Below are 22,138 nucleotides of genomic sequence, written 5' to 3' on the forward strand. Positions count from 1 at the left end.
GTCCCCTCTGCTTGCGCTGGATCATTGTGCCTGTTTCGCTTGATCGCTACCGGTCGTTCTCTAACCTCGCAACGTCCGACGGCCATCACGGCCCCGGCAAGGAGGAAGAAGGGCACCATGCATTCCCTCACTGTCACACGAGCGCTCCGGCGGGCCGGTTTCGCCGCCGCCCTTGCCGGCGCCTTCGCTGCCGTTCCCGCGCTCGCTCAGAGCCAGGCCGTCGGCGGGCCGGGTGGCGCGCCCGGCCACTTCACCACGGCGGACCTCGCGCGGCTCTGCGGCCCCGCGGCAGACAACGCCAATGCCCTCGCCATGCGCCCGGCCTGCTACGCGGCGATCGTCTCCGTCGGCCAGGCCCATTCGATCTTCACCCGCGGCCGCCAGGGTGCCAGCCCGGTCTTCTGCCTGCCGGAGCAGGCGCCGACGCTCGACCGCGTCTCGGGCGACTTCGTCTCCTGGGCGGCGGCCAACCAGCAATATGCCGGCGCGCAGGCGGCCGAGGGCCTGCTGCGCTTCGCCGCCGCCACCTACCCCTGCCCGCCCGCCGCGCGCGCTCGCCGGCGCTGAGACGAAGGAGAACGACATGACCATGACAAAGACCCTTCGCCTCAGTGCCGTGCTGGTGGCCGGCCTCGGCCTCGCGGCCTGCGAAGGCATGACGCACACGCAGCGTTCCACGGCCACCGGCGCGGGCATCGGCGCGCTCGGCGGCGCGGCGCTCGGCTCGCTGTCGGGCAATGCCGGCTGGGGCGCGCTGATCGGCGCCGGCGTCGGCGCGGCCGGCGGCTACGCGGTCGGGCGCTCGACCCAGTGAAGATGGCCCGGCCCGGGCGGCAGCGCCCGGGCCGGACCCGCGCGGTCAGCGCGGCAGGGTCGCGAGGCCCCGGTCGAGATCGGCGATCAGGTCGCCGACATCCTCGAGCCCGATATGGATGCGCACCGCGAAGCCGCCCAGGTCCGGGCTGGTCGCCGTGCGGGTGATGAAGCCGGTGGTCGGCAGCGCCAGGCTCTCGAAGCCGCCCCAGGACGCGCCGATGCCGAACAGCGCCAGGCTGTCGACGAAGCGGAAGATCTCCGCCTCCGTGTAGCGCGGCTGGAACACCACCCCGAACAGCGAGCAGGACCCTGTGAAGTCGCGCTTGAACAGCGCATGCTGCGGGTGCGAGGGCAGGCCCGGATGCAGCACGCGCAGCACCTCGGGCCGCTGTTCGAACCAGCGCGCGACCGCGAGGCCGCTCTGTTCCTGGTGCTTGAGGCGCACCGGCATGGTGCGGGCGCCGCGCAGCGCCAGCCAGCAATCGTCGGGGGCGGCGAAATGGCCCATCTGCGACGCCGCGTTGCGGACGGTCAGGTAGTCCTCCTCGGTATTCGTCGTGATCGAGCCGAGCAGCACGTCCGAATGCCCGCCGACATACTTGGTCAGCGCCTGGATCGAGACATCGACGCCATGCTTGAACGGCATGAAGTTGTGGATGCCCCAGGTGTTGTCCATCAGCACCTTGGCCCCGTGCGCATGCGCGGCGCGCGCGAGGGCCGGCACGTCCTGCAGCTCGAAGGTGTGGCTGCCGGGGCTCTCCGTATAGACGACCTTGGTGTTCGGGCGGATCAGCGCGGCGATGCCGGCCTCGTCGATGGTCGGGTCGTAGAAGGTCGTCTCGATGCCGTAGTTCGCCATCAGCCCCGTGGCGATGTTGCGCCCCGGGCCATAGACGCTGTCCGGCATCAGGCAATGCTCGCCGGCCTTGAGGTAGGCCATCAGCGGCACCGTGACCGCCGCCAGGCCGGTGCCGACGAGGACGCAGCGCGTGCCGCCCTCGATCTCGCAGATCACGTCTTCCAGCGCGTAGTGCGTCGGCCCGCCGGCGGTGCCGTAGGTCATCACCCGGTTGAAGCGGTCCTTCGCGAAGCTCCGCCGGCTTTCGCAATCCGGCACCAGCACGGTCGAGCCGCGATGGACCGCGGGGTTGACGAAGCCATGCGTGCGCGTGCCGGCGCGGCCCGCATGCGACATCCGGGTGGCGAAGCCCTGGCCGTCATGCGGGGAGGGCGTCTTGTGAGCGTCGTCGGGCATGGTCAGGCGGTCTTTTCCTTGATGGTTTCCGGGCGGGACGCCCATTCGGTCCAGGAGCCGTCATAGACGGCGGGTTCGGGCAGGCCGGCATGCACCATGCCGAAGGCCAGCACGCAGGCGGTGACGCCGGACCCGCAGGAGGTCACGACCGGCCTGCCGCCGGTCGCCCCCGCCGACGCGAAGATGGCGCGCAGCGTCGCCGGATCCTTCACCCGGCCGTCCGGGCCGGCGATCTCGCTCGACGGCACGTTCGCCGCCCCTGGCATGTGGCCGGAGGGCAGGCCGGCGCGCGGTTCCGGCGCCGTGCCGTCGAAGCGCCCCTTGGCGCGGGCGTCGATGATCAGCGCCGAGCCGTCGGCCACGATGCGCTTGATGTCGCCGATGCCCTTGAGGCGGTCGGCGCGGAAATCCGGCACGAAGGCGGCCGGGGCCGGGGCAGGGGCCTCGCCGGTTTCGACCGGCCGGCCTTCCTTCACCCAGGCGGGCAGCCCGCCATCCAGTACGGCGACGTTGTCGTGGCCGAACAGCCGCATCATCCACCAGCCGCGCGGCGAGGAGCGCAGCCCGTGCTGGTCGTAGAACACCACCCGCGTCGCATTGGAGACGCCGAGCGCGCCGACCAGCCTGGCGAAGCGCGCCGCGGTCGGGACCATGTGCGGCAGGTCGGTCTCGGCATCGGCGATGGCGTCGATGTCGAACATCCGCGCGCCGGGGATGCGCGCGGCGCGGAAGGCGTCGTGCTTGTTGCCCGGCTCGCCCGGCAGGAAGGTCGAGCAGTCGAACACCACGAGGTCGGGCTTGCCCAGTTCACCGGCCAGCCAGTCGGTCGAAACCAGCATCTCCATCGGCGTCACTCCCCTGCCAGCACGATGGTCACGCGCCGGTTCTGCTTGCCCTTGTTCTCGATCTTCGCGACCTCGACGCGGCCGATCTCGTCCGTGCGCTTCACATGCGTGCCGCCGCAGGGCTGCAGGTCGACCGGCGCGTCCTCCGCGCCGATGCGCACCAGGCGGATGCGCCCGTTGCCGCGCGGCGGCTGGACCGACAGCGTGCGCACCAGGCCGGGATTGGCGTCGAGTTCTTCCTCGCTGATCCAGCGCTCGCTGACCGGATGATTGGCGGCGACCAGCGCGTTCAGCCGTTCGGTGAGGCTTTCCTTGGTCGGCGGCTCCGGCAGGTCGAAATCGAGCCGCGACTTGTCGGCGCCGATCTGCCCGCCGGTCACGCCGGCGCCGGGGATCAGGCTGCACAGCAGGTGCAGCGAGGTGTGCATGCGCATCAGCCGGTGCCGCCGCGCCCAGTCGAGCACCGCCGTCACCTCCTCGCCCTCGGGCGGCAGCGCGGCGCCCGCGGCGGGGACATGCAGCACGGTGTCCTCGGGCCCCTTCAGCGCGTCGGCGACCGCCATCTCCCCGCCGGCCCAGCGCAGCAGCCCGACATCGCCCGGCTGTCCGCCGGCGCGGGCATAGAAATTCGTGCGGTCGAGCACCACGCCCTCCGGCGTGGCGGCGACGACACGGGCCGTCACCTCCTGCGCATAGGCGTCGTCGCGGAATACGAGTTCGGTCGGCATTCAGGTCGTCCAGTCCGGCAGCAGGGAGGCCCGCCGCCGCGCGAACCAGGACAGGCTGAGCGCGGCGGTGGCATTGTCGATGCGGTTGTCGTCGAGCATGGCGATGGCATCCGCCGCGTCCAGCACCGTGACGCGGATGTCCTCGTGCTCGTGATCGAGGCCGTGGTTCCCGGCATGCCCCGGTTCCGGCAGGCGGGTGCGGCCGAGGAAGAGGGTGATCACCTCGTCGCAGCCGCCCTGGGTCAGGATGTAGCGGCCCATCGGGGCGAAGCGGTCGGCGACCAGACCGGTCTCCTCCGCCAGTTCACGCCGGGCGGCGGCCTCGGGCTCCTCGCCATCCTCGAGCAACCCGGCGGGGCATTCGGCCATCACCGGGTCGAGCCCGGCGGCGAGCGCCGGCAGGCGGAACTGCTCGATCAGCGCGACGCGGTCCGTCCAGGGGTCCCAGGGCAGCACCGCCACCGCGCTGCCGCGGCGCCACAGCTCCCAGGTCTGCACGCCGCCCTCGGCGCCATCGAAGCGGCGGCGGCGGAAGCGGATGCGCTGGAGGGGAAAGCGGCCGTCCCACACCACCTCGTCCGAGAGTACCGTCAGGCCAGGATGGGCGGGGATCGGTTTCGCCTTGGGCGGTCTGGCGTTCATGAGCGCCGGACCCTACCCTCGGCCGCCGGAACCGTCCATGACCCCAGATTCCTCCGCGCCGCCCGACCCCGCCGCCCGGGCACGCACCCGCCGGCGCGGCATCATCCTCCTGCTTCTGGCCACCGCCGCCTTCACGATGGCGGCGGCCTGCGTCAAGGCAATCGGCCCCGCCATCCCGGTCGCGGAGGTCATCCTGTTCCGCAACCTCTTCGCCATCCCGGCCCTGCTGCCGCTGGTGCTGGCCGCGGGCGGGATGCAGGCGCTGCGCACGCGCAATCCCATGAGCCACGCCGCGCGCACCCTGTTCGGCATGATGGGGATGGTCGGCGCTTTCTACGGCTACGTGCACCTGCCGCTGGCGACGGTGACGGCGCTTGGCTTCACCATGCCGCTGTTCCTCACCGTGCTCTCGGTGCCGCTGCTCGGCGAAAGCGTCGGCTGGCGCCGCGGCGCCGCCGTGGTGGTAGGCTTCCTTGGTGTGCTGATGATGGTCCGCCCCGGATCGGAGAGCATGCAAGGCGAGGGGCTCGCGGTGCTGCTCTGCCTGCTTGGCGCCGTCGGCTGGGCGCTGGCGATGATCACCATCCGCCGCATGGGGGAGGCCGGGGAGAGCAACGCCGCCATCGTCTTCTGGTTCGCCACCGGCGCGGCGGTGCTGGCCGGCATCGCCGCCGTGCCCGCCTGGGTCTGGCCGAGCGGGTGGCAATGGCCGCTGCTGATCGGCATCGGCCTGATCTCCGCCCTGGCCCAGGTGCTGATGACGGACGCCTACCGCAACGGGGAGACGACACTGCTCGCGCCCTTCGAATATGCCGCGATCATCTGGACCACGACGCTCGGCGCGCTGGTCTGGGCGGAACTGCCGGATGGGTGGGACTTCGCCGGGATCGCGGTGCTGGTGGGAGCGGGGCTGTACATCTGGCACCGGGAAGTGACGCTCGGCGTCAAGCGCTGAAGGCGGGGCCGGAAGGCCGGCCATTCCCTTCCGGCTCGACCGCGCCGCCGCCGCGTGGCACTTCGGCGGGCATGCGGCCCAGCCTGCATCCTCGTCTCCTGAACGGCCGTTCCGGCGATCCGGCCCTCTTTGTCGAGGCGCTGCACCTGCCCGATTCCGTGCTGCTCGACTGCGGCGACGTGACCGCCTTGGCGCCGCGCCACCTGCTGCGCCTCGGCGCGCTCGGCGTCTCCCATGCCCACATGGACCATTGGGCGGGCTTCGACCGGCTGCTGCGCCTTCTTGTCGGCCGTGGCAGGACATTGCCGGTGGTCGGCCCCGCCGGGTTCGCCGACCGGTTGTTCCACCGCCTGCAGGCCTACACTTGGAACCTCGCCGACCGCATTCCCGCCGATCTCGCCTTCGAGGTCACGGAGGTGACGCGCGGCGGGATCTGGCCGCGCACGCGCCTGCGCCTGCACGGCGGCTTCCGACCGGAGCCGCTGCCAGCCCTGCCGGCGGCGGCCGACGGCACCGTGCTGCGGGTCGGCGGGCTGCGCCTGCGGGCGGTGGTGCTCGATCATTTCGTGCCCTGCCTCGGCTTCGCCCTGGAGGAGCCGGTGCATGTCAATGTCTGGCGAACCCGGCTCGAGCAGCGCGGCCTGCCCAAGGGGGCCTGGCTCGCCGGGCTGAAGGCCGCGATCGCCGAGGGGCGTCCCGACGACCTGCCGATCCCTGTCCATGCGCGCGCCTCCGGCGCCGCCGACGCGCCGGTCCTGCCGCTCGGCGAGCTGCGCGACATCGTCGCGGTCACGCCGGGCCAGCGCCTCGTCTACCTGACCGACATGCTCGACACGCCGGCGAACCGCGCCGCCGCGATCGCCCTCGCCCGCGGGGCCGACATCCTCTTCATCGAGGCGACCTTCGCCGCGGAGGACGCGGACGTTGCCGCGGCGCGCGGCCATCTGACCGCGCGAGCGGCCGGAGAGATCGCCGCCGCCGCCGGCGCGCGCCGCATCGAGCCCTTCCACTTCTCGCCGCGCTATGTCGGCCAGGAGGTCCGCCTTCTCGCCGAGGTCGCCGCCGCCGCGGGGCGCCCCGTCGGATAGCGGCGCCGGCGCCGCATCCTATTCACGCTCCCCGTTCGAGAGATGGAGCAGCACGAGCAGCGTGAAGGTCAGGAAGATCGCCGCATTGGCCTGGCCGTTCCACTCCCGTGACTGCCACATCGAGAACCATTCCCCGGCAACCACCAGGAAGCCGAGCCCGTAGAGCAGCGCGCCAGCCGTCAGCCCCAGGATGGCCGGGCCGCGCGCCGCGTTCCAGGCTGCGGCCGTCCCGCTGCGTGCGCCCCAGAGCCTCGCCACCCCGATCCAGAGCAGCAGCGCCGTCCCCGCCTGCCAGGCGATGATCGCCAGATAGGCGGCATGGTGCATCGCCGGCGAGGTCACCGCCCGCCACATCACGCCCGGCGAGCGGAAGGTGGTGTCCATCGACATCACATGCTGCACGAAGGCGAAGTTGCTGCCGTAGTCCGTGACGTTGCCGAAGGCGATGAGGCTGAAGAAGGCGGCGAGCGAGGCTGTCAGCGCGATGCGCGAAAGCCTCGGCGCCGTCATGCCCGGTCCGTCTGCAGCGCCTTGCGGAACCACACCCGCGCATGGCCTGCCGGCATGCCGTCCAGCCGCCCGAACTCGACATAGCCGTTGCGTTGCCAGAAGCCCGGCGCCTGGAAGGAGAAGGTGTCGGTATAGGCGTTGGTGCAGCCGCGCTCGCGCGCGATCGCCTCGGCGCGCCTCAGCAGCTCCGCGCCGTAGCCCTTGCCCCGCAGGTCCTGGCTCAGCCACAGCCAGTCGATGAACAGCCAGCCCCAGAAGGTCAGGCCGAGCAGCCCGCCATAGGTTTGGCCGTCGGAATCCTGGACCAGCAGCGTCACCGGCTCGCGGTCGTAGGGGCCGCCCATGGCCTGGTTGAACTCATGCAGGCCGCGCTGGATCGCGCCCACCGCCTCGAATTCCGGTGCGGCGTCCTCGACGATCTCGAAGCCGGTCGTGTCCGTAGCGTTCATCCGCCGAAGCGTCCCCATGCGGCGACGGCCACCGTCAGCAGGCCGAGCGCGAGATTGATCGTGACGCCCAGGCGGACCCGGTCCATCGCCGCGGCGGCGCCGGCGCGGTTCCCGGCGGCCAGTGCCGCGCGCATCGCCCGGAAGGGGCCGAGCGCCACGACGGCGAAGATTCCCGCCATCACGAGTCCCGTCAAATGCATGAGGTGGACATGCCAGACGCTCGCGCCGAAGCCCCAGTACCACCCGTAGACCATGGCCCAGCCGGTGAGGATGATGATCGGCACCACATGCCACAGCATGCGGAAGAACCGACGGAAGACGCCGAGCATCAGCGCCAGGCGCTGCGGCGCCTCCAGCGCCTCGTGCGCCGCGGGACGCAGGGCGAGCAGGGCGAAGGCCATGCCGCCCACCCAGATCACCGCGCCGAGGACATGCAGCACGTAGAGCAGGGTTGCCATCTCAGTCGTCCTTGAGGCCGCGCAGGGCGGCGGCGAGTGCGCGCGCCTCGGCCGCCGCGACGCCCTTCGGCGCCGCCTCCACGGCCCCGAGCCCGGCCATGAAGGCCTGGGCGAAGGCGGTCCGGTTGCCCAGCGCCGCGCCCACCAGCGGCAGGCCGCGGTCGTGGATCGCCGCCGTCACCTGGTCGAGCAGCCGGCCGGAGGCCGGTGCGCGGTTGAGCACCAGCATCACCCGCCGCCCTTCCTTCTTCGCGAGATCGAGCGTCGCGTCCATCGACCACAGGTCGGCGGCGGAGGGTTGCAGCGGTACCAGCACGAGATCCGCGCCGCGGACGGCGGTGCGGGCATCGCTGTCGTCATGCGGCGCGGTGTCGAGCAGCACGACATCGGTTTCGCGCCGCAGCCGGTCGAGGATGGAGGGCACCCGCCAGCCGGAGGGTGCCTCGAAATGCAGGGGCCGGGCCTTGCTGCTGCGGCCGCGCAACTCGTCCCAGCGGGCGAGGCTGCGCTGCGGGTCCATGTCGAGCAGCCCGACGCGTTCCCCGCCTTCGGCGAAGGCGGCGGCGAGGTTGGCGGCGATGGTGGACTTTCCCGCGCCGCCCTTGCGCTGCGCGACGGCGATGACGAAGGCCATGCGCGACTCCGACTGTTCGGGACAGAATAGCAGAGGTCGCGGAAAGCACGGTCCAGGGGACGTCCCCCGCGCCCGGCGCCCCCTCCCAAGTCAGTCCCCGAAGGACAAAGAAGGGAGGGGGAGCGGGGGAGGTTCTCCTCCCCCGCCCTTCAATCCAGGAACGGATTCCCGCCGCGCGGCCCGCGCCGCCGCGGCCCGTAGTGCTGCGCCAGGTAGTCCACGATGGTCTGCCGGAACTCCCCTTCCAGCGGGTTCATCCCGTGCTTCTCGCTCATCCAGTCCATCAGCTCGTCCCAGCGGTCGCGCGTGAAGGCGCTGCGCCGGATCAGCGCGGTGTTGTGGCAGGCGGTGCAGTAGCCGAAGACCTCGGAGCGGCCCTCGCCTTCGGCGAGTACCTCCTCCTCCTCCGCCTGGCCGGCGATCGCCGCCGCGGCCTCGGCCTGGCGGCGGGCGAGGTCGGCATCCTGCGCCAGCGCGATCGAGCCGGCGAGCAGGATGCCGGCGCTGAGCAAGCGCGCGATCCGCATCAGCCGACCAGGATCGCGACGCGGCTGATCGGGTTCGCGCCGTAGCCCTGCGGGTTCCAGTTGGCGGCGGCGTGCGGCTGCATGCGGCCCCGGCTGTCGGTGGCGCGGTACCAGATCTCGAAGTAGCCGTCGGAGGGCAGGGCGATCCGCCCGGTCCAGCGCTGCCAGGCGTGGTGGTTGGGTGGCGGGTTCACCGTCATGGCGTGCCAGCTCTGGCCGAAATCCACCGAGACGTGCACGGCGCTGACCGTCAGGTCGCCGGCCCAGGCCTGACCGCGGATGTCGAGGCCGCGGGTGCCGGCGGGCAGGCGGGCGCCGTGCGCGTGGCTCGTCAGCACCGAGCGCACGGGCATGCTCTCCATGTCGACGAAATCGGCGCCGGTGTTGCGGCTGCCCGGCACGATCGGCCGCACGGGCTCGCGGTAGGAGGTGCCGCCCATGCCGCGGCCGCGATGCGGCTCGGCCTTCAGCTCGATCCGCGTGAACCATTTCTGGCTCAGCGAGCCGGGCCAGCCGGGCACGATCATGCGCACGGGCGCGCCGTGCATCTGCGGGATCGGCTGGCCGTTCATGCGGATGGCGATGATTGTGTCCTCCTCCATCGCCTTCTCGATGCGCATGCCGCGGCTGATCGCCGGGCCCTGTGCCGAGAGGTGGCTGTCGGCGCCGTGGTGGCCGGTGAACTTCGCGCTGTCCTTCAGGCCGGCCGCGCGCAGCACGTCGCGCAGGCGCACGCCGGTCCATTCCGCGCAGGAGATGGCGCCGTTGCCCCATTGGTTGCCGGCCGCCTGGGGCGTGAAGCCGGAACGCCCGTTGCCGCCGCATTCCATTTGCAGCCGGCGCGTCACCAGCTCGAAGCGGCCCTCGAGTTCGCCGAGGCTGAGTTCGAGCGGCGTATTGACCTCCCCGTCCACGCGGATCTTCCACGCGCGCGGGTCGGCCGCGGGTTCAGGCACGGAGCCGTTGTTGCGGATGAAGAACTTGTCCGCCGGTGTCACGTCGTCATCGAGCAGGCTTTCCGGCGTCTCGGCATTCAGCGGCCGCGCACCTTGCATGATGAGACGCGCCTTGCCCTCCATCTGCAGGAACTGCGGTGCGTCCGAGCCCTGCGCCAGGGCCGCCGGCAGCAGGCCGGACGGCATGCTGCGCGCGAAGGGGATGGAGCCGCCGAGCGTCGCGCCCATGGCGGCGAGGGCTGCACCCTTCAGCGTGCCGCGCCGTCCCCAGACGAGCGCATCGGCACGCTCGGGGTCGTCGCGGTAGAGTTCCTGGACCGACCGTTCCACGGTGCGGCGATTGGACATTCGGGCCTCCCTTTTACTTGCTTATTTGTGCATGGAGATATCGGTAGAATGACCATCGGCGCAAGACCGTTTGAGTTGCTGACGCCCGAGGAGATGTCCCGCGCCGACGCACTGGCGATCGCCTCTGGCGTGCCGGGCGATCGCCTGATGGAAGCGGCGGGCCGCGCCGTGGCGCGGGCCGCGATGCGCCGTTTCCGCCCCTGCCGGACGCTGGTGCTGGCCGGCCCCGGCAACAATGGCGGTGACGGCTATGTCGCGGCGCGCTTGCTCGAACAGGCCGGCTGGCCGGTGGCGGTCGCCGCCCTCGCGCCGCCGCGGGAGGGCACCGACGCGGCCCGGGCCGCCGCCCGCTGGCGCGGTCCTATGGCGCCCTTCGCGCCGGGCGAAGCGGCGCGGGCCCGGCTGGTGGTCGATGCGGTGTTCGGTGCCGGCCTGGCGCGCCCGGTCGATGGGCTGGCGGCGGAAGCCCTCGCGGCCGCGCGGGGGCCGGTGCTGGCGGTCGACGTCCCTTCCGGGCTGGACGGCGCGACCGGGCAGGTGAGGGGCTTCGCCCCGCGCGCGGCGCTGACGGTGACGTTCTTCCGCCTCAAGCCGGGGCATCTGCTGATGCCGGGGCGGGAATTCTGCGGCGAGACGCTGCTGGCCGAGATCGGCCTGCCCGCCGCCGTGCTGGCCCAGGTCGCGCCGCGCGCCTGGCGCAACGGGCCCGGCCTGTGGCGCCTGCCGGAGCACGGGGCGGCGGCGCACAAGTACCTGCGCGGCCACGTGACCATCCTCGCCGGCGCCGGCATGACGGGGGCGGCGCGGCTCGCCGCCGAGGGGGCACGGCGGGCCGGGGCGGGGCTGGTCACGCTGGCGGCGCCTGACCGTGCCAGCGCGGATGTGCTGCGCGGCGGCGCGCCCGGGGTGATCGTCACCGAGGCGCCGCCCTCGGAGCTGCTGGAGGATGCCCGGCGGACCGCCTGGGTGGTGGGGCCGGGCCTGCCGGCCGAGGAGGCGACGCTTGCCGCGCTGCGCGCGATCGTCGCGGCCGGGCGGCGGGTGGTGGCCGATGCCGGGGCGCTCGCCGCCGCCGGCGGATCGCCCATGGCGCTGGCGGGCTGCGCCGTGCTCACGCCGCATGAAGGCGAGTTCGCCCGCGTCTTCGGCCCCGTCGCAGGGGATCGGCCGGGGGCCGTGCGGCGCGCGGCGGCGCTGACCGGCGCGGTGGTATTGCTCAAGGGGCCCGATACCGTGATCGCCGCGCCGGACGGGCAGGTTGCGATCAACGATCACGCGCCGCCCTGGCTCGCGACCGGCGGCACGGGGGATGTATTGGCCGGCGTGATCGCCGCGCTGCTGGCCGCCGGCATGCCGCCCTTCGAGGCCGCGGCCGCCGGCGCCTGGCTGCACGGCGAGGCCGCCCTGCGCTGCGGTCCCGGCCTGCTGGCCGAGGATCTCGCCCCCCGGCTGCCGGAGGCCATACGCGCCGCCGGGCAGGCGCGGCAACCCCAGGGAGCATCCGCGTGACTGCTTCGCTCACAAGGTCGTGTTCGAGGGTGGGGTGACCCACTTCCGATAGGCCTCCGGGCCATATTCAGGCCCTTGTCGGCCGGCTCTTCTCGGGGCGCCACCGATGCGTGCACCAGATCTAGACGCGCACGCAACCGCGCACCACCAGATGATGGGGCACCCAAAAAATGGACCGAATGTCTCTAGAGTATTGAAAAGTCGGTTTCTTTACGCGAAGCTAACGCACCGGATCATTCTGGGGGACATCATGAGCAGCCACCTCATCGCCGCCCTTCACCAGGAGGAACGCGCCATCATCGCCGAGCTTCGCGCCTCGCGGCCGTTCATGCGGCTCGAAGGCATCCGGCGGTTGCTCGAGATGTACGACGCGCAACCTTCCGTCTCGGTTGGGCTTGAGATGGCGCCGCCGCCGGCGGCGGACCGCGCCACCGCCTCCGTCGTGCAGATCGCGCCGCCGATGGCGGCGGCCCCGCAGGCCATCCCGATGCCGGGCCCGGTGGCAGCCATGGCCGAGGCGGCCGTCGCCGAGGCCGCCCGTACCGCTCCGCCGATGGCCGTCGCCGCCCCTGAGGAACCGGCCAGCGTCGTCTCCAGCGTGCGCGCCGCGCTGCTCGGCATCGGCAAGCCCTGACGCGCGCCGTGGCCGCGCCTGGCTGGCGCGGCGGGCAGGGTGAAGGCGGCGGAATCTCACCCGGGAAATTGGTGTTCCGTCACATTGCCTTGATTTGAAAGCATGACTTGTGTTCGCGGGTGGGCGGTGAAACGGCGGTTGCGCGCCGGCCGCCTTGCCGTCGTCCTCGCGCCACTTCACACGAAGCGGCAGCGGGCGCACCCGAGGCTGGCGTTTCACGATCTGTGTCACTAGGTTACAGGACGTCGGAACGGGAGCCACGAATGTCCGAGGTCGCCATCCAGGCAGGACTGCTCGACAGGGCACTCCGCCGCGTTTCCCTGCTCTGGCGCGACATGGCCTCGGTTGTCGGCCGCAGCGATCAGGACCCGGGCATCACCGAGCGCCTGAGCGCATGCCTCGACGCCAGGGGTGGCGAGGTTTCCGCGCGCAACCGCGCCGCCGGGCTCGCCGAAACCTACCGGACGCTCGATCACGCCGGCCGCACCGACTTTCTGCGTGCACTCGCCGCCTTCGATTCGGACCCGGCCGCGGTCGCCCGCGCCATGGAGAAGGTCGCCGCCGCCGCGGATGCGGCCGAGCGCGCCGTCGCCACCGCCCGGCTGCGCCGCGCCCTGGAGCCGCCGCGTATCCGCCTGCTGACCGCCTTCGCCGCCATCCCGGATGGGGTGAAGTTCCTGGTCGACCTGCGTGCGGACCTGCTCGCGCGGCTGAACGGGGACAAGCTGCTGCAGGCGCTGGAGACCGACCTCAAGGGCCTGCTCGCCTCCTGGTTCGATGTCGGCTTCCTGGACCTGCGCCGGATCGACTGGCGTTCCCCCGCCGCGCTGCTCGAGAAGCTGGTGGAATACGAGGCGGTCCACCGCATCCGCACCTGGCGCGACCTCAAGAACCGGCTGGATTCCGACCGCCGCTGCTACGCCTTCTTCCATCCCCGCATGCCCGAGGAGCCGCTGATCTTCGTCGAGGTCGCGCTGGTCCAGGGCATGTCGGACAGCGTGCAGCGCCTGCTGGACGAGAAGGCGCCGGTGCTCGACCCGCACAAGGCGGACACCGCGGTCTTCTATTCGATCAACAACTGCCAGCGCGGGCTGGACGGCATCTCCTTCGGCAATTTCCTGATCAAGCGGGTGGTCGGGCTGCTTTCCGATGAATTCCGCAATCTCAAGGTGTTCTGCACACTCTCTCCCATCCCGGGTTTCCGTCGTTGGCTCGATGGGGCACTGGCGGCGGGCGAGCTCCCGCTGACGGAGGAGGAACGCAAGGCGCTGCTCGCGGCCTCGCCGCCTTCCCTCGCGCTGCTGGCGCCCGAGGGCAGCCCCGCCGCAGAGCCGGAAACACCGCGGGAGGATGCGGTCGTGGCGTTGCAGCGCCTGCTGGCGCGGCGTGGCTGGTCGCGCGACGAGACCGCCGGCAAGGTGCTGGAGCCGGTGCTGACACGGCTCTGCGCCCGCTACCTGCTGCGCGAGGATGCGCCGGGCCGCCCCGGCCGCGCCCGCGACCCGGTGGCGCATTTCCACCTGTCCAACGGCGCGCGGATCGAACGGCTGAACTGGCGCGCGGATGTTTCGGAGAACGGCCAGCGCCAGGCGCTCGGGATGATGGTGAACTACCTCTACGACCCGGAGCGCATCGAGGACCATCACGAAGGCTATGTCGGCGAGGGCCGCCGCGCGGTCTCGGCGGCGATGCGGCGGCTTGCGAAGGGGTAGGGCGCGCCCGCCGCCGCTACACGAACCCCTGCATCATCGTCCGCACCCGCGGGTAGATCTCCTGCTGCCAGCGCCGTCCGGCGAAGACGCCGTAATGCCCGACGCCGGTCTGCAGATGGTGGCTGCGCATCGAGGTCGGCACGCCGCTGCACAGGTCGAGCGCCGCCATGGTCTGGCCGATGGCGCAGATGTCGTCCTTCTCGCCTTCCACCGTCATCAGCCCCATGCGCCGGATCGCCGCCGGCCGCACCGGCCGGCCGCGCCAGGTCAGGCGGCCTTCCGGCAGGTCGTGCTCCTGGAACACGCGCGAGATGGTTTCGAGATAGAAGTCCGCCGGCAGGTCCATCACCGCGAAATACTCCTCGTAGAAGCGCTGGTGCGCCTCGACCGCCTCCAGGTTGCCCTCGGCGATGTTGCGGTAATGCGTCTCATGCGCCGTGATGTGCCGCCCGATGTTCATCGTCATGAAGGCGGTGAGCTGGGTGATGCCGGCATAGACCCGCCGCCCGGCGCCGCGGCTGCCGAAGGGCACGGTCGAGATCATGTGCCGCTCGAACCACGGCAGCGTCTTCGACTTGGCCAGGCGGTTCACCCGCGTCGGGTTCAGCCGCGTGTCGATCGGCCCGGCCATCAGCACCATGCTGCGCGGGCGGCAGGGATCGCGGTCCTCGTGCATCAGCGCCGCTGCGGCGAGCGCGGGCACCGAGGGCTGGCAGACCGCCAGCAGGTGCACGCCGTCCCCCATGGCGCGCAGGAAGGTCATCACGTGCTCCACGAAGCCGTCGAGGCCGAAGCCGCCGGCCGAGAGCGGCACGTCGCGGGCGTTGTGCCAGTCCGTCACGTGCAGGTCGAAATCGGGCAGCAGCGTCTCCGCGGTGTCGCGCAGCAGGGTGGCGAAATGCCCCGACATCGGGGCGACCAGCAGCAGCGGCGGCTGGCGTCCCGGCATGTCCTTGGCGAAGCGCAGCAGCGTGCCGAAGGGGGTGGAGTGCACCGCCTCCTCTCGCACCGCGACCTCCCGGTTGCCGACCCGCGTGGTGCGGAAGCCGAAATCGGGCCGGCGGTGGGTGGTGGTGAGGCCGGACATCAGTTCCCAGGCGGCGATGGCGCGGCGCAGCGCGGGCGCGCCATCGCCGCCGGCGCCCCGGAACATGCCGGCGAGGATCGCGGCCTGGCGCCGCAGGGGCGTCATCGCAAGGCGCTGGGTCTCATAGATCGTGTAGATCATCCGCCCCCGCCGGCGCGCATCTCGCAGGCTTCCGCCCGACCTGCCGCCGATGCTAATGCTGCACCGCAACGTCGCGGAACGGCAACACTCCGCGCATGGAGAGCGGCATGGCGGAAGCGACCCTCCTGATCACGAGCCGCAACTACTCCTCCTGGTCGCTGCGCGGGTTCCTGCTCTGCCGCCTGTCCGGCCTGCCCTTCGCGACCGAGACGATCTCCCCCGACGACCCGGTGGCGCGGGAGGAGCTGCTGCTGCGCTCCTCCTCGATCCGCTACCCGTGCCTGGTGCATGACGGGGTGCGCGTCTGGGACGTGCTGGCGATCGCCGAATACCTCAACGAGATCCTGCCCGCGGCCGGCATGCTGCCGGAGCAACGCCACGCCCGCGCGCTCTGCCGCGCCATCTCGGGGGAGATGCATTCGGGCTTCGCGGCGCTGCGCTCCTCGCTGCCGATGAACCTCAAGGTACGTCGCGCGGGCTTCCCGATCTGGTCCGCCCCGCGCGCCGACATCGCGGCGATCGAGGCGATCTGGCGGGACTGCCTCGACCGCCATGGCGGGCCCTGGCTGTTCGGCGCGCGGCCGTCGATCGCCGACGCGATGTATGCGCCGGTGGCGACCCGCTTCCGCACCTACGACGTCCGGCTGGCCGAGGCGCCGGAGGCCTACGCCCGCCACGTGCTGGCCTGGCCGGACCTGGTGGAATGGGCCGAGGCCGCGCGCCGCGAGCCGGAGGAGGAGATCGCGGAGCTCGAGATCGACTTCTGAGCGCGCCATGGGGCACGGCCGGGGCGGGCGCCACCCGCGCCGGCCGTCCATCCCGCCTCAGCCCGGCACCGTCCCGGGCGGCCAGGGCGCCGGCTGCGGCACCGCGCAGGGGCCTTCCGCGTCCTGGGTGCCGAAATCCGCCGGGCCCACCACCTCCAGGTACTCCATGTCGGGCGAGTAGTCGTAGAGGAAGTGGACGATCCCGGGCCGCTGGTGGATGCAGTCGCCGGCTTCGACCAGCGTCTCCTTGTCCTCGTACATGAACTTCGCCCAGCCCTTGAGCATGAGCACGATGTGAAACTCCGCCTGGTGCGTGTGCCAGCCGGTGCCGTGTTCCGGCGCCTCGTTGGCGCGGACCAGGTGCGCGATCACCCGCCCGCCCGTCGCCGCCGCGATGCCGAGGTCGCGATAGGCGAAGAAGGACCGGAGCCCGTCGAGCCGCCACGGCGTGTCGCCGGGCTTGTTGTGGGAGAAGAGATTCACGATCGGTGAGTCGAGCATGGCGCAAACCTCCAGCATGCGTCCGGCCTTTCGGGGTCGGGCGCGGGTGAGCCGGTTGCTGGCCTTCCTCGTCGCTCTCTTGGAGGAATCTCGCCCCGTTGGCGGGCCCGAGGCAAGGAAATTGCTGCACCGCAAGGAAATACCCTGGCGGGCGCCGGCGCGGCGCGGACGATGGCCGAAAACCTTCGCCTCGCCGGCCGGGGCCACCGTCCCGTAACCCTGCGCACGGCGCGCCGAACGCCGTCGCGGCAGTCTCGCCGGTGACGAGAGCCCCCGCGAGGACGCCATGTCGACCGCCCTGATCCTGTTCTTCGGCGCGCCGCTGCTGCTGCTGGCCCTGGCCACGCGCCGGCCGGCCGCGGTGGCGCGCCTTGCCCGGGGCAGGGATCGCGCCGCCCGCCCGCCGCGTCGGGGCTGAGAAGCCGTTCGGGAGTGCCGTCGCCGGCGTGCAGCCCTGCCGGGCCGCCCCGCGGCCTTCTCCGGGCGGGGCCGAAGCCCCATAGTCTCGGATGCTGCGAAGCGGGGAGTCCGGTCCATGACGGTGCAGGACAAGGCAAGGCGGCTCGACACGCCGGACGCGGCGCGCCGGCTGGAGCTGCTGCACGCGCTGGAGCGCAAGCTGCTCTGGCTGTCGGCCTGGATGATCCATCACGCCAACCACATCCGGCCCAACCGGGACGGGCTGAAGGTGGGCGGGCACCAGGCCTCCTGCGCCTCGGCGGTCTCGATCCTGGCGGCGCTCTATTTCGGCATCCTGCGGCCGGCCGACCGGGTGGCGGTGAAACCGCATGCGGGGCCGGTGTTCCACGCCATCAACTACCTGCTCGGCCGCCAGCAGCGGGAGAAGCTCGAAACGCTGCGCCGCTTCGGCGGCATCCAGCCCTATCCGTCCCGGACCAAGGACGGGCCCGAGGTGGATTTCTCGACCGGCTCGGTCGGGCTCGGCGTCGCGCTCGCCTCCTTCGGCTCGCTGGTGCAGGACTATGTCCGGCTGCACAATCTCGCTCCCGAGGGCCTGCCCGCCGGCCGCCACATCGCCGTGGTGGGCGATGCCGAGCTCGATGAGGGCAACATCTACGAAGCCCTGCTCGAAGGCTGGAAGCACGACATCCGCAATGTCTGGTGGGTGGTGGACTACAACCGCCAGTCGCTCGATTCCGTGGTGCCGGACCGGCTGTTCGGCCGCATCGAGGGGCTGTTCCGCGACATGGGGTGGAACGTCGTCACCCTGAAATACGGGCGCAGGCTGGAAGCCGCCTTCGCCCGGCCGGGCGGCGAGGCGCTGCGCCGCTGGATCGACGACTGCCCGAACTCCCTCTACGCCGCGCTGACCTTCCAGGGGGGTGCTGCCTGGCGGCAGGCGCTGCTGGCCGATCTCGGCCGCGCCGAGGGCATCCGCGCCATCATCGACCCGCTGACCGACGACGAGCTGGCCGCGCTGATGACCAATCTCGGCGGGCACGACATCGAGACGCTGATCGAGGCCTTCCGCGCCCAGGATGCCGAGGGCGACCAGCCCACCTGCTTCATCGCCTACACCATCAAGGGCATGGGCCTGCCCTTTGCCGGCCACAAGGACAACCACGCCGGCCTGATGACGAAGGAGCAGATGGAAGGCTTCCGGGCGGCGATGAATATCCGCCCGGGGCATGAATGGGATCCCTTCGAGGGCCTCGGCATCGCCGAGGAGGAGCTGCGCGGCTTCCTCGCCGCCACGCCCTTCGCGCAGAAGCTGACGCCGGGCGGGCGGAGCCTGGTCTCGCCCGTCATCCACGTGCCCGCGGCCTTCGCCGCGCCGCGCGTGGGGGAGGGGCGCAAGCTCTCCACCCAGGCCGCCTTCGGCGACATCCTCGCCGAGATCGGGCGCGGGCAGGGCGAGTTCGCCGATCTCGCGAAGCGCATCGTCACCACCAGCCCGGACGTGACGGTCAGCACCAATCTCGGCCCCTGGGTGAACCGCCGCGGCATCTTCGACCGTCACAAGAAGAACGATGTCTTCCGTGACGCGAAGCTCGCCTCCGCCCAGCGCTGGGGCATGTCGCCGGAGGGCCAGCACGTCGAGCTCGGCATCGCCGAGCAGAACCTGTTCCTGCTGCTGGCGGGCCTCGGCCTGGCGGATCGCCTGTACGGCGCGCGGCTGCTGCCGATCGGCACGGTCTACGACCCCTTCGTCAACCGCGGCCTCGATGCGCTGATCTACGCCTGCTACCAGGATGCGCGGTTCCTCCTGGTGTCCACGCCCTCCGGCCTGACGCTGGCGCCGGAAGGCGGGCAGCACCAGTCGGTCAACACGCCGCTGATCGGCATGGCGGCGGATCGGCTGGCGAGCTTCGAGCCGGCCCATGCGGACGAACTCGCGATCCTCCTGCGCCACGCCTTCGACCACATGCAGAAGCCCGATGGCTCCGCCGTGTGGCTGCGCCTGTCCACGCGGGGGCTGGAGCAGCCGCAGCGCGTGCTTGACCCGGCCGCGGTGATCGCGGGGGCGCATTGGGCGATGCCGCCGGCACCGGGGGCACGCATCGCCATCGCCTATCAGGGCGCGATCGCACCCGAGGCGCTGGCCGCCTTCGAGGAGCTGCGCAGCGAGGAGCCCGGAGCCGGGCTGCTGGCAATCACCAGCCCCGACCGGCTGCATGCCGATTGGCTGGCGGCGCGGCGCGGCGTGCGCCGCGGGGCGCGCGGCGTCTCGCATGTCGAGACCCTGCTGGCGCCCCTGGCGCCCGATGCCGCGCTGGTGACGGTGCTGGACGGCCACCCGGCGGCGCATGCCTGGATGGGCGCGGTGCGCGGGCAGCGCGTGGTGCCGCTCGGCGTGGACCGCTTCGGCCAAGCGGGGGACATCCCCGACCTCTACCGGGACTACGGGCTGGACGCGGACGCGATCCTGGATGCCTGCGCGGAGGCGCTGCTCTAGAGCAGATCCCGATCGGGTGGAATCAGCTGGTCGGGTAAAGATGCTCGCGAAAACAAAGGGCTGGAGCGGTTGCCGTGAGCCAAGGCGAACGGAAACCGCTCCAGCGCCGGCAGCGCGTCCCCCGCTCCTGTGGCCCGCATGCCACCCAGGGCCGAATTGGCGCGTGGGTGCTTTTCCCACGTCGTGGCGGCGCTATATGGATCAGGTCGCTACGCCACCCAGGATCGTCCAATTCCTCCTGCACCCCCGGACCGCGCCCAGCCATTGCCGCCGGACCGCCTCCTGGCGGCGCTGGCACGGCTGCTGCGCCCGCTGGTGCAGTTGCAGATCCGCAGCGGCGTCACCTTCCCGGTCTTCGCCGACCTTCTGCGTGCCCTCTATGTCGAGGTCGCGCGGGACGACCTGCTGACCGACCCGCGCAGCCGCACCGACAGCCGGATCAGCCTGATGACCGGCATCCACCGCAAGGAACTCCGCCGGCAGCGCAGCCCGGGGGCGGAGCAGGAGCCGCCGGTGGTGACGCTGAACAGCCAGCTCCTCGCGCTCTGGCTCGGCTCGCCCGACTACACCGATGCCGCCGGCAGGCCCCTGGCGCTGCCGCGCAGCGGGCCCGCGCCCTCCTTCGACAGCCTGGTCGCCGCCGTGACGCGTGACCTTCGCCCGCGCGCCGTGCTCGACGACTGGATCGCCCAGGGCATGGTGACATCGGACGCCGAGGGCCGGGTGGTACTCAAGGCCGAGGCCTACCTCCCGCGCGAGGGCAGCGAGGCGCAGCTCTTCTACTTCGCGCGCAACCTGCACGACCATGTCGCGGCGGCGGCGGCCAATGTGGCGGCCGCCGGCCCGCCGCCCTTCCTCGACCGGAGCGTGCACTACGACCGGCTCGGTCCCGAGGCCGCCGCCGCGCTCGAGGCCCTGGCGCGGGAGGCCGCGCAGCGGCTGCTGGTCGAGGTCAACCGCCAGGCGCTGGCGATCGCCGAGGAGGACGAGAAGGCGGCCGCCGTCGACCCCGCCCGACCGACGCGCCGGGTCAATCTCGGCGTCTATCTCTACGCCGAGGACGATGCGCCCGATGCGCCGAAGGCCTAGCGGCGCGGCCCTCGCCGGCCTGCTGTTGCTGGCCGGCTGCACATTCGCCGAATCTCCGGCATCGCCGTCCGGAACGACGCCGCCCGGGCTGTGCCGCCTTGGCCCGGATGAAGGCCCGCCACTCGCCGATCGCGGCATCGGCGGCACCGGCGCGCCGAGCGCGATCGCCGACCGCGGTATCGGCGGGACCGGCGCACCGATGCCGGCCGCGGCGCGCGTGCAGGTCGCGGAGCGCGGGATCGGCGGCACGGGCATCATCGCCATCATCACCGGCTTCGCCAGCATCTGCCTCGGCGGCATGGAGGTGGCGCTGGATGACGCCGTCCCTGTCACGCTGAACGGCCAGGCTGTCGCCGCCTCCTCCCTGCGTGCCGGCCACCTCGCGATCGTCGAGGCCGTGGGCGGCGAAGCGGGGCTCATGGCCCGCAGCGTGCAGGTCCGCCAGGAGGTCTCCGGCCCGGTGGAGTCGGTCAGCACCAGCGGCCGGCTCCGCGTGGCCGGGCAGGCCGTCCAGATCTCCTCCGGGACTTTCGGTGCGCGCAACCCGCAGGTCGGCCAATGGGTCGCGGTGAGCGGCCTGCGCGGCCCCGATGGGGCGGTGCAGGCAACGCGCATCGACCTCCGCGCCGCCGGCGAGGTGCTGGTGCGGGGCCGCGCGACGCAGGCGGGCGGCAGGCTGCAGATCGGCGGGCTCGAAGTGCGGCATGCGCCGGCCATGGGTTCGGACGGCTTCGTCACGGCCACCGGCCGCTACCGGGCTGGCGTGCTGGAGGCCACGCAGGTCGAGCCGGACCGGCTGCCGACCGACCCCGCCGCTGCCTTCCCGGAGGCGACAAGGCGCATTCTCGTCGAATCCTACGTGATGGCGGGGGAGGAGGGGCTGCGGCTCGGCTCGGGGGCCGTGCTGCCGGCGCCCGCGGGGCTGGGCGGACCGGCGCCGCGGCGCGCGCTCGTGGAATTCGAGCGCCAGTCCGGCAGCGGCCTGCTCGCGACCCATCTGCGGATGGAAGGACCCGGCCCGATCGGCGACCCGCCGCCGGAGGCCGGGCGCACCGCAGCCTCGGCGGGGGGCCTCCAGCCGGCGCCCGTGCCGGGCCGCCCGCACGGCAATGTCGGGAGCATTCCGCGGCGGGACTCGCCCGCCGGGCGGGGACAGGCGCCGGTTCGGGGCGGTGCGCGGCAGTTGCGTCCTGCCGATGCCGCCGGCGGCCCGCCCGGCCCGCCGCGCATGCCGGGTCGCGCGGCGCCCCCGCGCTGAGGGACGGCTCGGGACTGCCGGCGCCGACCCGCCGGCCGACCCGGCCGCTCCACGACGGTTTCGCGGATACCTGGGGGATTGAGCCTGTGGGTCGGTGCCGGCGGCCGAGCCGGGCCGTCTCGGACGGGCGTTGCGCGCATCGGCCGGGAAAGCCGCGAACCCCGTACTGCCATTCTGTCCCGGCGCGTACCCGGAAAGGCGCGCCCACCCTCGCTTCCGTTCGCCTGCCGTTCATGGCGGCCCGGGGCGCAATGCAACGAATTGTCATTGCCGCTCTTGGCTCATTGATGTGGGAAAAATTCCCACATATGT

24 protein-coding genes are annotated in these 22,138 nt (G+C 72.2%); 12 read left to right on the plus strand and 12 right to left on the minus strand.

Features of this window, described 5'->3' with window-relative positions; all coding sequences use genetic code 11:
* The first annotated feature begins 117 nt into the window (after window positions 1-117).
* Together GXW74_RS00430 and GXW74_RS00435 are read left to right on the plus strand one after the other, a co-directional pair.
* Window positions 118-567, plus strand: a complete 450-nt coding sequence (locus GXW74_RS00430) for a Rap1a/Tai family immunity protein (RefSeq protein WP_211844298.1) — start codon at window positions 118-120, stop codon at window positions 565-567.
* Between the two features lie 16 nt (window positions 568-583).
* Complete coding sequence (locus GXW74_RS00435) at window positions 584-814, plus strand: YMGG-like glycine zipper-containing protein (RefSeq protein ID WP_246522703.1); 231 nt, start codon at window positions 584-586, stop codon at window positions 812-814.
* Window positions 815-859: 45 nt separating this feature from the next.
* Here GXW74_RS00435 and metC read toward each other — a convergent pair whose 3' ends face one another.
* The 4 genes from metC to GXW74_RS00455 are packed head-to-tail and all read right to left on the minus strand — an operon-like array spanning window position 860 to window position 4,286.
* Complete coding sequence (metC, locus tag GXW74_RS00440) at window positions 860-2,071, minus strand: cystathionine beta-lyase (RefSeq protein WP_211844299.1); 1,212 nt, start codon at window positions 2,069-2,071, stop codon at window positions 860-862.
* Window positions 2,072-2,073: 2 nt separating this feature from the next.
* Window positions 2,074-2,916 (minus strand): sulfurtransferase, encoded by an 843-nt coding sequence (locus GXW74_RS00445; RefSeq protein ID WP_211844300.1) that lies wholly within the window; start codon window positions 2,914-2,916, stop codon window positions 2,074-2,076.
* Window positions 2,917-2,921: 5 nt separating this feature from the next.
* Entirely contained in the window at window positions 2,922-3,644 is a 723-nt protein-coding gene (locus GXW74_RS00450; protein ID WP_211844301.1) for an alanyl-tRNA editing protein, read from the minus strand.
* Entirely contained in the window at window positions 3,645-4,286 is a 642-nt protein-coding gene (locus GXW74_RS00455; protein WP_211844302.1) for an NUDIX domain-containing protein, read from the minus strand. It abuts the gene before it with no gap.
* Between the two features lie 37 nt (window positions 4,287-4,323).
* Between GXW74_RS00455 and GXW74_RS00460 the strand changes: the two genes are divergently transcribed.
* Window positions 4,324-5,241 (plus strand): DMT family transporter, encoded by a 918-nt coding sequence (locus GXW74_RS00460; protein ID WP_211844303.1) that lies wholly within the window; start codon window positions 4,324-4,326, stop codon window positions 5,239-5,241.
* 71 nt (window positions 5,242-5,312) lie between these two features.
* Entirely contained in the window at window positions 5,313-6,329 is a 1,017-nt protein-coding gene (locus GXW74_RS00465) for an MBL fold metallo-hydrolase (protein ID WP_211844304.1), read from the plus strand.
* A gap of 18 nt (window positions 6,330-6,347) precedes the next feature.
* Here the strand turns inward: GXW74_RS00465 and GXW74_RS00470 are convergent, their stop codons facing one another.
* From GXW74_RS00470 to GXW74_RS00495, 6 genes are all read right to left on the minus strand, one after another.
* A complete protein-coding gene (locus tag GXW74_RS00470) occupies window positions 6,348-6,839 on the minus strand; it encodes a DUF2165 family protein (protein WP_211844305.1) in 492 nt (163 codons plus the stop codon).
* Window positions 6,836-7,288, minus strand: coding sequence for a GNAT family N-acetyltransferase (locus GXW74_RS00475; protein WP_211844306.1), 453 nt, complete (start codon window positions 7,286-7,288; stop codon window positions 6,836-6,838). The genes GXW74_RS00470 and GXW74_RS00475 overlap by 4 nt, the downstream gene beginning before the upstream one ends.
* Window positions 7,285-7,746 (minus strand): CopD family protein, encoded by a 462-nt coding sequence (locus GXW74_RS00480; protein ID WP_211844307.1) that lies wholly within the window; start codon window positions 7,744-7,746, stop codon window positions 7,285-7,287. Before GXW74_RS00480 ends, GXW74_RS00475 begins: the two co-directional genes overlap by 4 nt.
* Window position 7,747: 1 nt before the next feature.
* Window positions 7,748-8,380: a ParA family partition ATPase gene (gene parA, locus GXW74_RS00485; RefSeq protein WP_211844308.1), complete on the minus strand. Its 633-nt coding sequence runs from the start codon at window positions 8,378-8,380 to the stop codon at window positions 7,748-7,750.
* A gap of 149 nt (window positions 8,381-8,529) precedes the next feature.
* The gene (locus GXW74_RS00490) at window positions 8,530-8,907 is read right to left on the minus strand and encodes a hypothetical protein (protein ID WP_211844309.1); all 378 of its coding nucleotides are present in this window, start codon (window positions 8,905-8,907) and stop codon (window positions 8,530-8,532) included.
* Window positions 8,907-10,211, minus strand: a complete 1,305-nt coding sequence (locus tag GXW74_RS00495; RefSeq protein WP_211844310.1) for a sulfite oxidase — start codon at window positions 10,209-10,211, stop codon at window positions 8,907-8,909. The genes GXW74_RS00490 and GXW74_RS00495 overlap by 1 nt, the downstream gene beginning before the upstream one ends.
* 48 nt (window positions 10,212-10,259) lie before the next feature.
* On the opposite strand from GXW74_RS00495, the gene GXW74_RS00500 reads away from it, so the two are divergent.
* From GXW74_RS00500 to GXW74_RS00510, 3 genes are all read left to right on the plus strand, one after another.
* Complete coding sequence (locus tag GXW74_RS00500) at window positions 10,260-11,720, plus strand: NAD(P)H-hydrate dehydratase (protein ID WP_211844311.1); 1,461 nt, start codon at window positions 10,260-10,262, stop codon at window positions 11,718-11,720.
* A 250-nt stretch (window positions 11,721-11,970) separates the two neighbouring features.
* Window positions 11,971-12,354 carry a hypothetical protein gene (locus GXW74_RS00505; RefSeq protein WP_211844312.1) on the plus strand — a complete coding sequence of 128 codons (384 nt, stop codon included), beginning with the start codon at window positions 11,971-11,973 and terminating at the stop codon, window positions 12,352-12,354.
* 263 nt (window positions 12,355-12,617) lie between these two features.
* A complete protein-coding gene (locus GXW74_RS00510) occupies window positions 12,618-14,066 on the plus strand; it encodes a malonyl-CoA decarboxylase (RefSeq protein WP_211844313.1) in 1,449 nt (482 codons plus the stop codon).
* A gap of 16 nt (window positions 14,067-14,082) precedes the next feature.
* On the opposite strand, the gene GXW74_RS00515 is transcribed toward GXW74_RS00510, so the two are convergent.
* Complete coding sequence (locus tag GXW74_RS00515; protein ID WP_211844314.1) at window positions 14,083-15,294, minus strand: polyhydroxyalkanoate depolymerase; 1,212 nt, start codon at window positions 15,292-15,294, stop codon at window positions 14,083-14,085.
* A gap of 107 nt (window positions 15,295-15,401) precedes the next feature.
* On the opposite strand from GXW74_RS00515, the gene GXW74_RS00520 reads away from it, so the two are divergent.
* Window positions 15,402-16,061, plus strand: coding sequence for a glutathione S-transferase (locus GXW74_RS00520; RefSeq protein WP_211844315.1), 660 nt, complete (start codon window positions 15,402-15,404; stop codon window positions 16,059-16,061).
* 57 nt (window positions 16,062-16,118) lie between these two features.
* On the opposite strand, the gene GXW74_RS00525 is transcribed toward GXW74_RS00520, so the two are convergent.
* Window positions 16,119-16,562: a cupin domain-containing protein gene (locus tag GXW74_RS00525; RefSeq protein WP_211844316.1), complete on the minus strand. Its 444-nt coding sequence runs from the start codon at window positions 16,560-16,562 to the stop codon at window positions 16,119-16,121.
* A 286-nt stretch (window positions 16,563-16,848) separates the two neighbouring features.
* Here GXW74_RS00525 and GXW74_RS28290 point away from each other — a divergent pair, with 286 nt between their 5' ends.
* The 4 genes from GXW74_RS28290 to GXW74_RS00540 all read left to right on the plus strand — a co-directional run bounded on the left by GXW74_RS28290 (window position 16,849) and on the right by GXW74_RS00540 (window position 21,826).
* Window positions 16,849-16,980, plus strand: coding sequence for a hypothetical protein (locus GXW74_RS28290; RefSeq protein WP_272877207.1), 132 nt, complete (start codon window positions 16,849-16,851; stop codon window positions 16,978-16,980).
* A gap of 117 nt (window positions 16,981-17,097) precedes the next feature.
* Window positions 17,098-19,479, plus strand: a complete 2,382-nt coding sequence (locus GXW74_RS00530; protein WP_211844317.1) for a 1-deoxy-D-xylulose-5-phosphate synthase N-terminal domain-containing protein — start codon at window positions 17,098-17,100, stop codon at window positions 19,477-19,479.
* 264 nt (window positions 19,480-19,743) lie between these two features.
* Window positions 19,744-20,568, plus strand: a complete 825-nt coding sequence (locus tag GXW74_RS00535) for a DUF6502 family protein (protein ID WP_211844318.1) — start codon at window positions 19,744-19,746, stop codon at window positions 20,566-20,568.
* Entirely contained in the window at window positions 20,552-21,826 is a 1,275-nt protein-coding gene (locus tag GXW74_RS00540) for a DUF5666 domain-containing protein (RefSeq protein WP_211844319.1), read from the plus strand. Before GXW74_RS00535 ends, GXW74_RS00540 begins: the two co-directional genes overlap by 17 nt.
* The last annotated feature ends 312 nt before the right edge of the window (window positions 21,827-22,138 follow it).

The organism is Neoroseomonas eburnea (assembly GCF_018129005.1).
GTDB lineage: Bacteria > Pseudomonadota > Alphaproteobacteria > Acetobacterales > Acetobacteraceae > Neoroseomonas > Neoroseomonas eburnea.

Bases quoted from the DNA above. Each gene is read 5' to 3' on its own strand.
- GXW74_RS00430 (WP_211844298.1), top strand. From the start codon at position 118: ATGCATTCCCTCACTGTCACACGAGCGCTCCGGCGGGCCGGTTTCGCC.
- GXW74_RS00435 (WP_246522703.1), top strand. From the start codon at position 584: ATGACCATGACAAAGACCCTTCGCCTCAGTGCCGTGCTGGTGGCCGGC.
- metC (WP_211844299.1), bottom strand. From the start codon at position 2,071: ATGCCCGACGACGCTCACAAGACGCCCTCCCCGCATGACGGCCAGGGC.
- GXW74_RS00445 (WP_211844300.1), bottom strand. From the start codon at position 2,916: ATGGAGATGCTGGTTTCGACCGACTGGCTGGCCGGTGAACTGGGCAAG.
- GXW74_RS00450 (WP_211844301.1), bottom strand. From the start codon at position 3,644: ATGCCGACCGAACTCGTATTCCGCGACGACGCCTATGCGCAGGAGGTG.
- GXW74_RS00455 (WP_211844302.1), bottom strand. From the start codon at position 4,286: ATGAACGCCAGACCGCCCAAGGCGAAACCGATCCCCGCCCATCCTGGC.
- GXW74_RS00460 (WP_211844303.1), top strand. From the start codon at position 4,324: ATGACCCCAGATTCCTCCGCGCCGCCCGACCCCGCCGCCCGGGCACGC.
- GXW74_RS00465 (WP_211844304.1), top strand. From the start codon at position 5,313: ATGCGGCCCAGCCTGCATCCTCGTCTCCTGAACGGCCGTTCCGGCGAT.
- GXW74_RS00470 (WP_211844305.1), bottom strand. From the start codon at position 6,839: ATGACGGCGCCGAGGCTTTCGCGCATCGCGCTGACAGCCTCGCTCGCC.
- GXW74_RS00475 (WP_211844306.1), bottom strand. From the start codon at position 7,288: ATGAACGCTACGGACACGACCGGCTTCGAGATCGTCGAGGACGCCGCA.
- GXW74_RS00480 (WP_211844307.1), bottom strand. From the start codon at position 7,746: ATGGCAACCCTGCTCTACGTGCTGCATGTCCTCGGCGCGGTGATCTGG.
- parA (WP_211844308.1), bottom strand. From the start codon at position 8,380: ATGGCCTTCGTCATCGCCGTCGCGCAGCGCAAGGGCGGCGCGGGAAAG.
- GXW74_RS00490 (WP_211844309.1), bottom strand. From the start codon at position 8,907: ATGCGGATCGCGCGCTTGCTCAGCGCCGGCATCCTGCTCGCCGGCTCG.
- GXW74_RS00495 (WP_211844310.1), bottom strand. From the start codon at position 10,211: ATGTCCAATCGCCGCACCGTGGAACGGTCGGTCCAGGAACTCTACCGC.
- GXW74_RS00500 (WP_211844311.1), top strand. From the start codon at position 10,260: ATGACCATCGGCGCAAGACCGTTTGAGTTGCTGACGCCCGAGGAGATG.
- GXW74_RS00505 (WP_211844312.1), top strand. From the start codon at position 11,971: ATGAGCAGCCACCTCATCGCCGCCCTTCACCAGGAGGAACGCGCCATC.
- GXW74_RS00510 (WP_211844313.1), top strand. From the start codon at position 12,618: ATGTCCGAGGTCGCCATCCAGGCAGGACTGCTCGACAGGGCACTCCGC.
- GXW74_RS00515 (WP_211844314.1), bottom strand. From the start codon at position 15,294: ATGATCTACACGATCTATGAGACCCAGCGCCTTGCGATGACGCCCCTG.
- GXW74_RS00520 (WP_211844315.1), top strand. From the start codon at position 15,402: ATGGCGGAAGCGACCCTCCTGATCACGAGCCGCAACTACTCCTCCTGG.
- GXW74_RS00525 (WP_211844316.1), bottom strand. From the start codon at position 16,562: ATGCTCGACTCACCGATCGTGAATCTCTTCTCCCACAACAAGCCCGGC.
- GXW74_RS28290 (WP_272877207.1), top strand. From the start codon at position 16,849: ATGTCGACCGCCCTGATCCTGTTCTTCGGCGCGCCGCTGCTGCTGCTG.
- GXW74_RS00530 (WP_211844317.1), top strand. From the start codon at position 17,098: ATGACGGTGCAGGACAAGGCAAGGCGGCTCGACACGCCGGACGCGGCG.
- GXW74_RS00540 (WP_211844319.1), top strand. From the start codon at position 20,552: ATGCGCCGAAGGCCTAGCGGCGCGGCCCTCGCCGGCCTGCTGTTGCTG.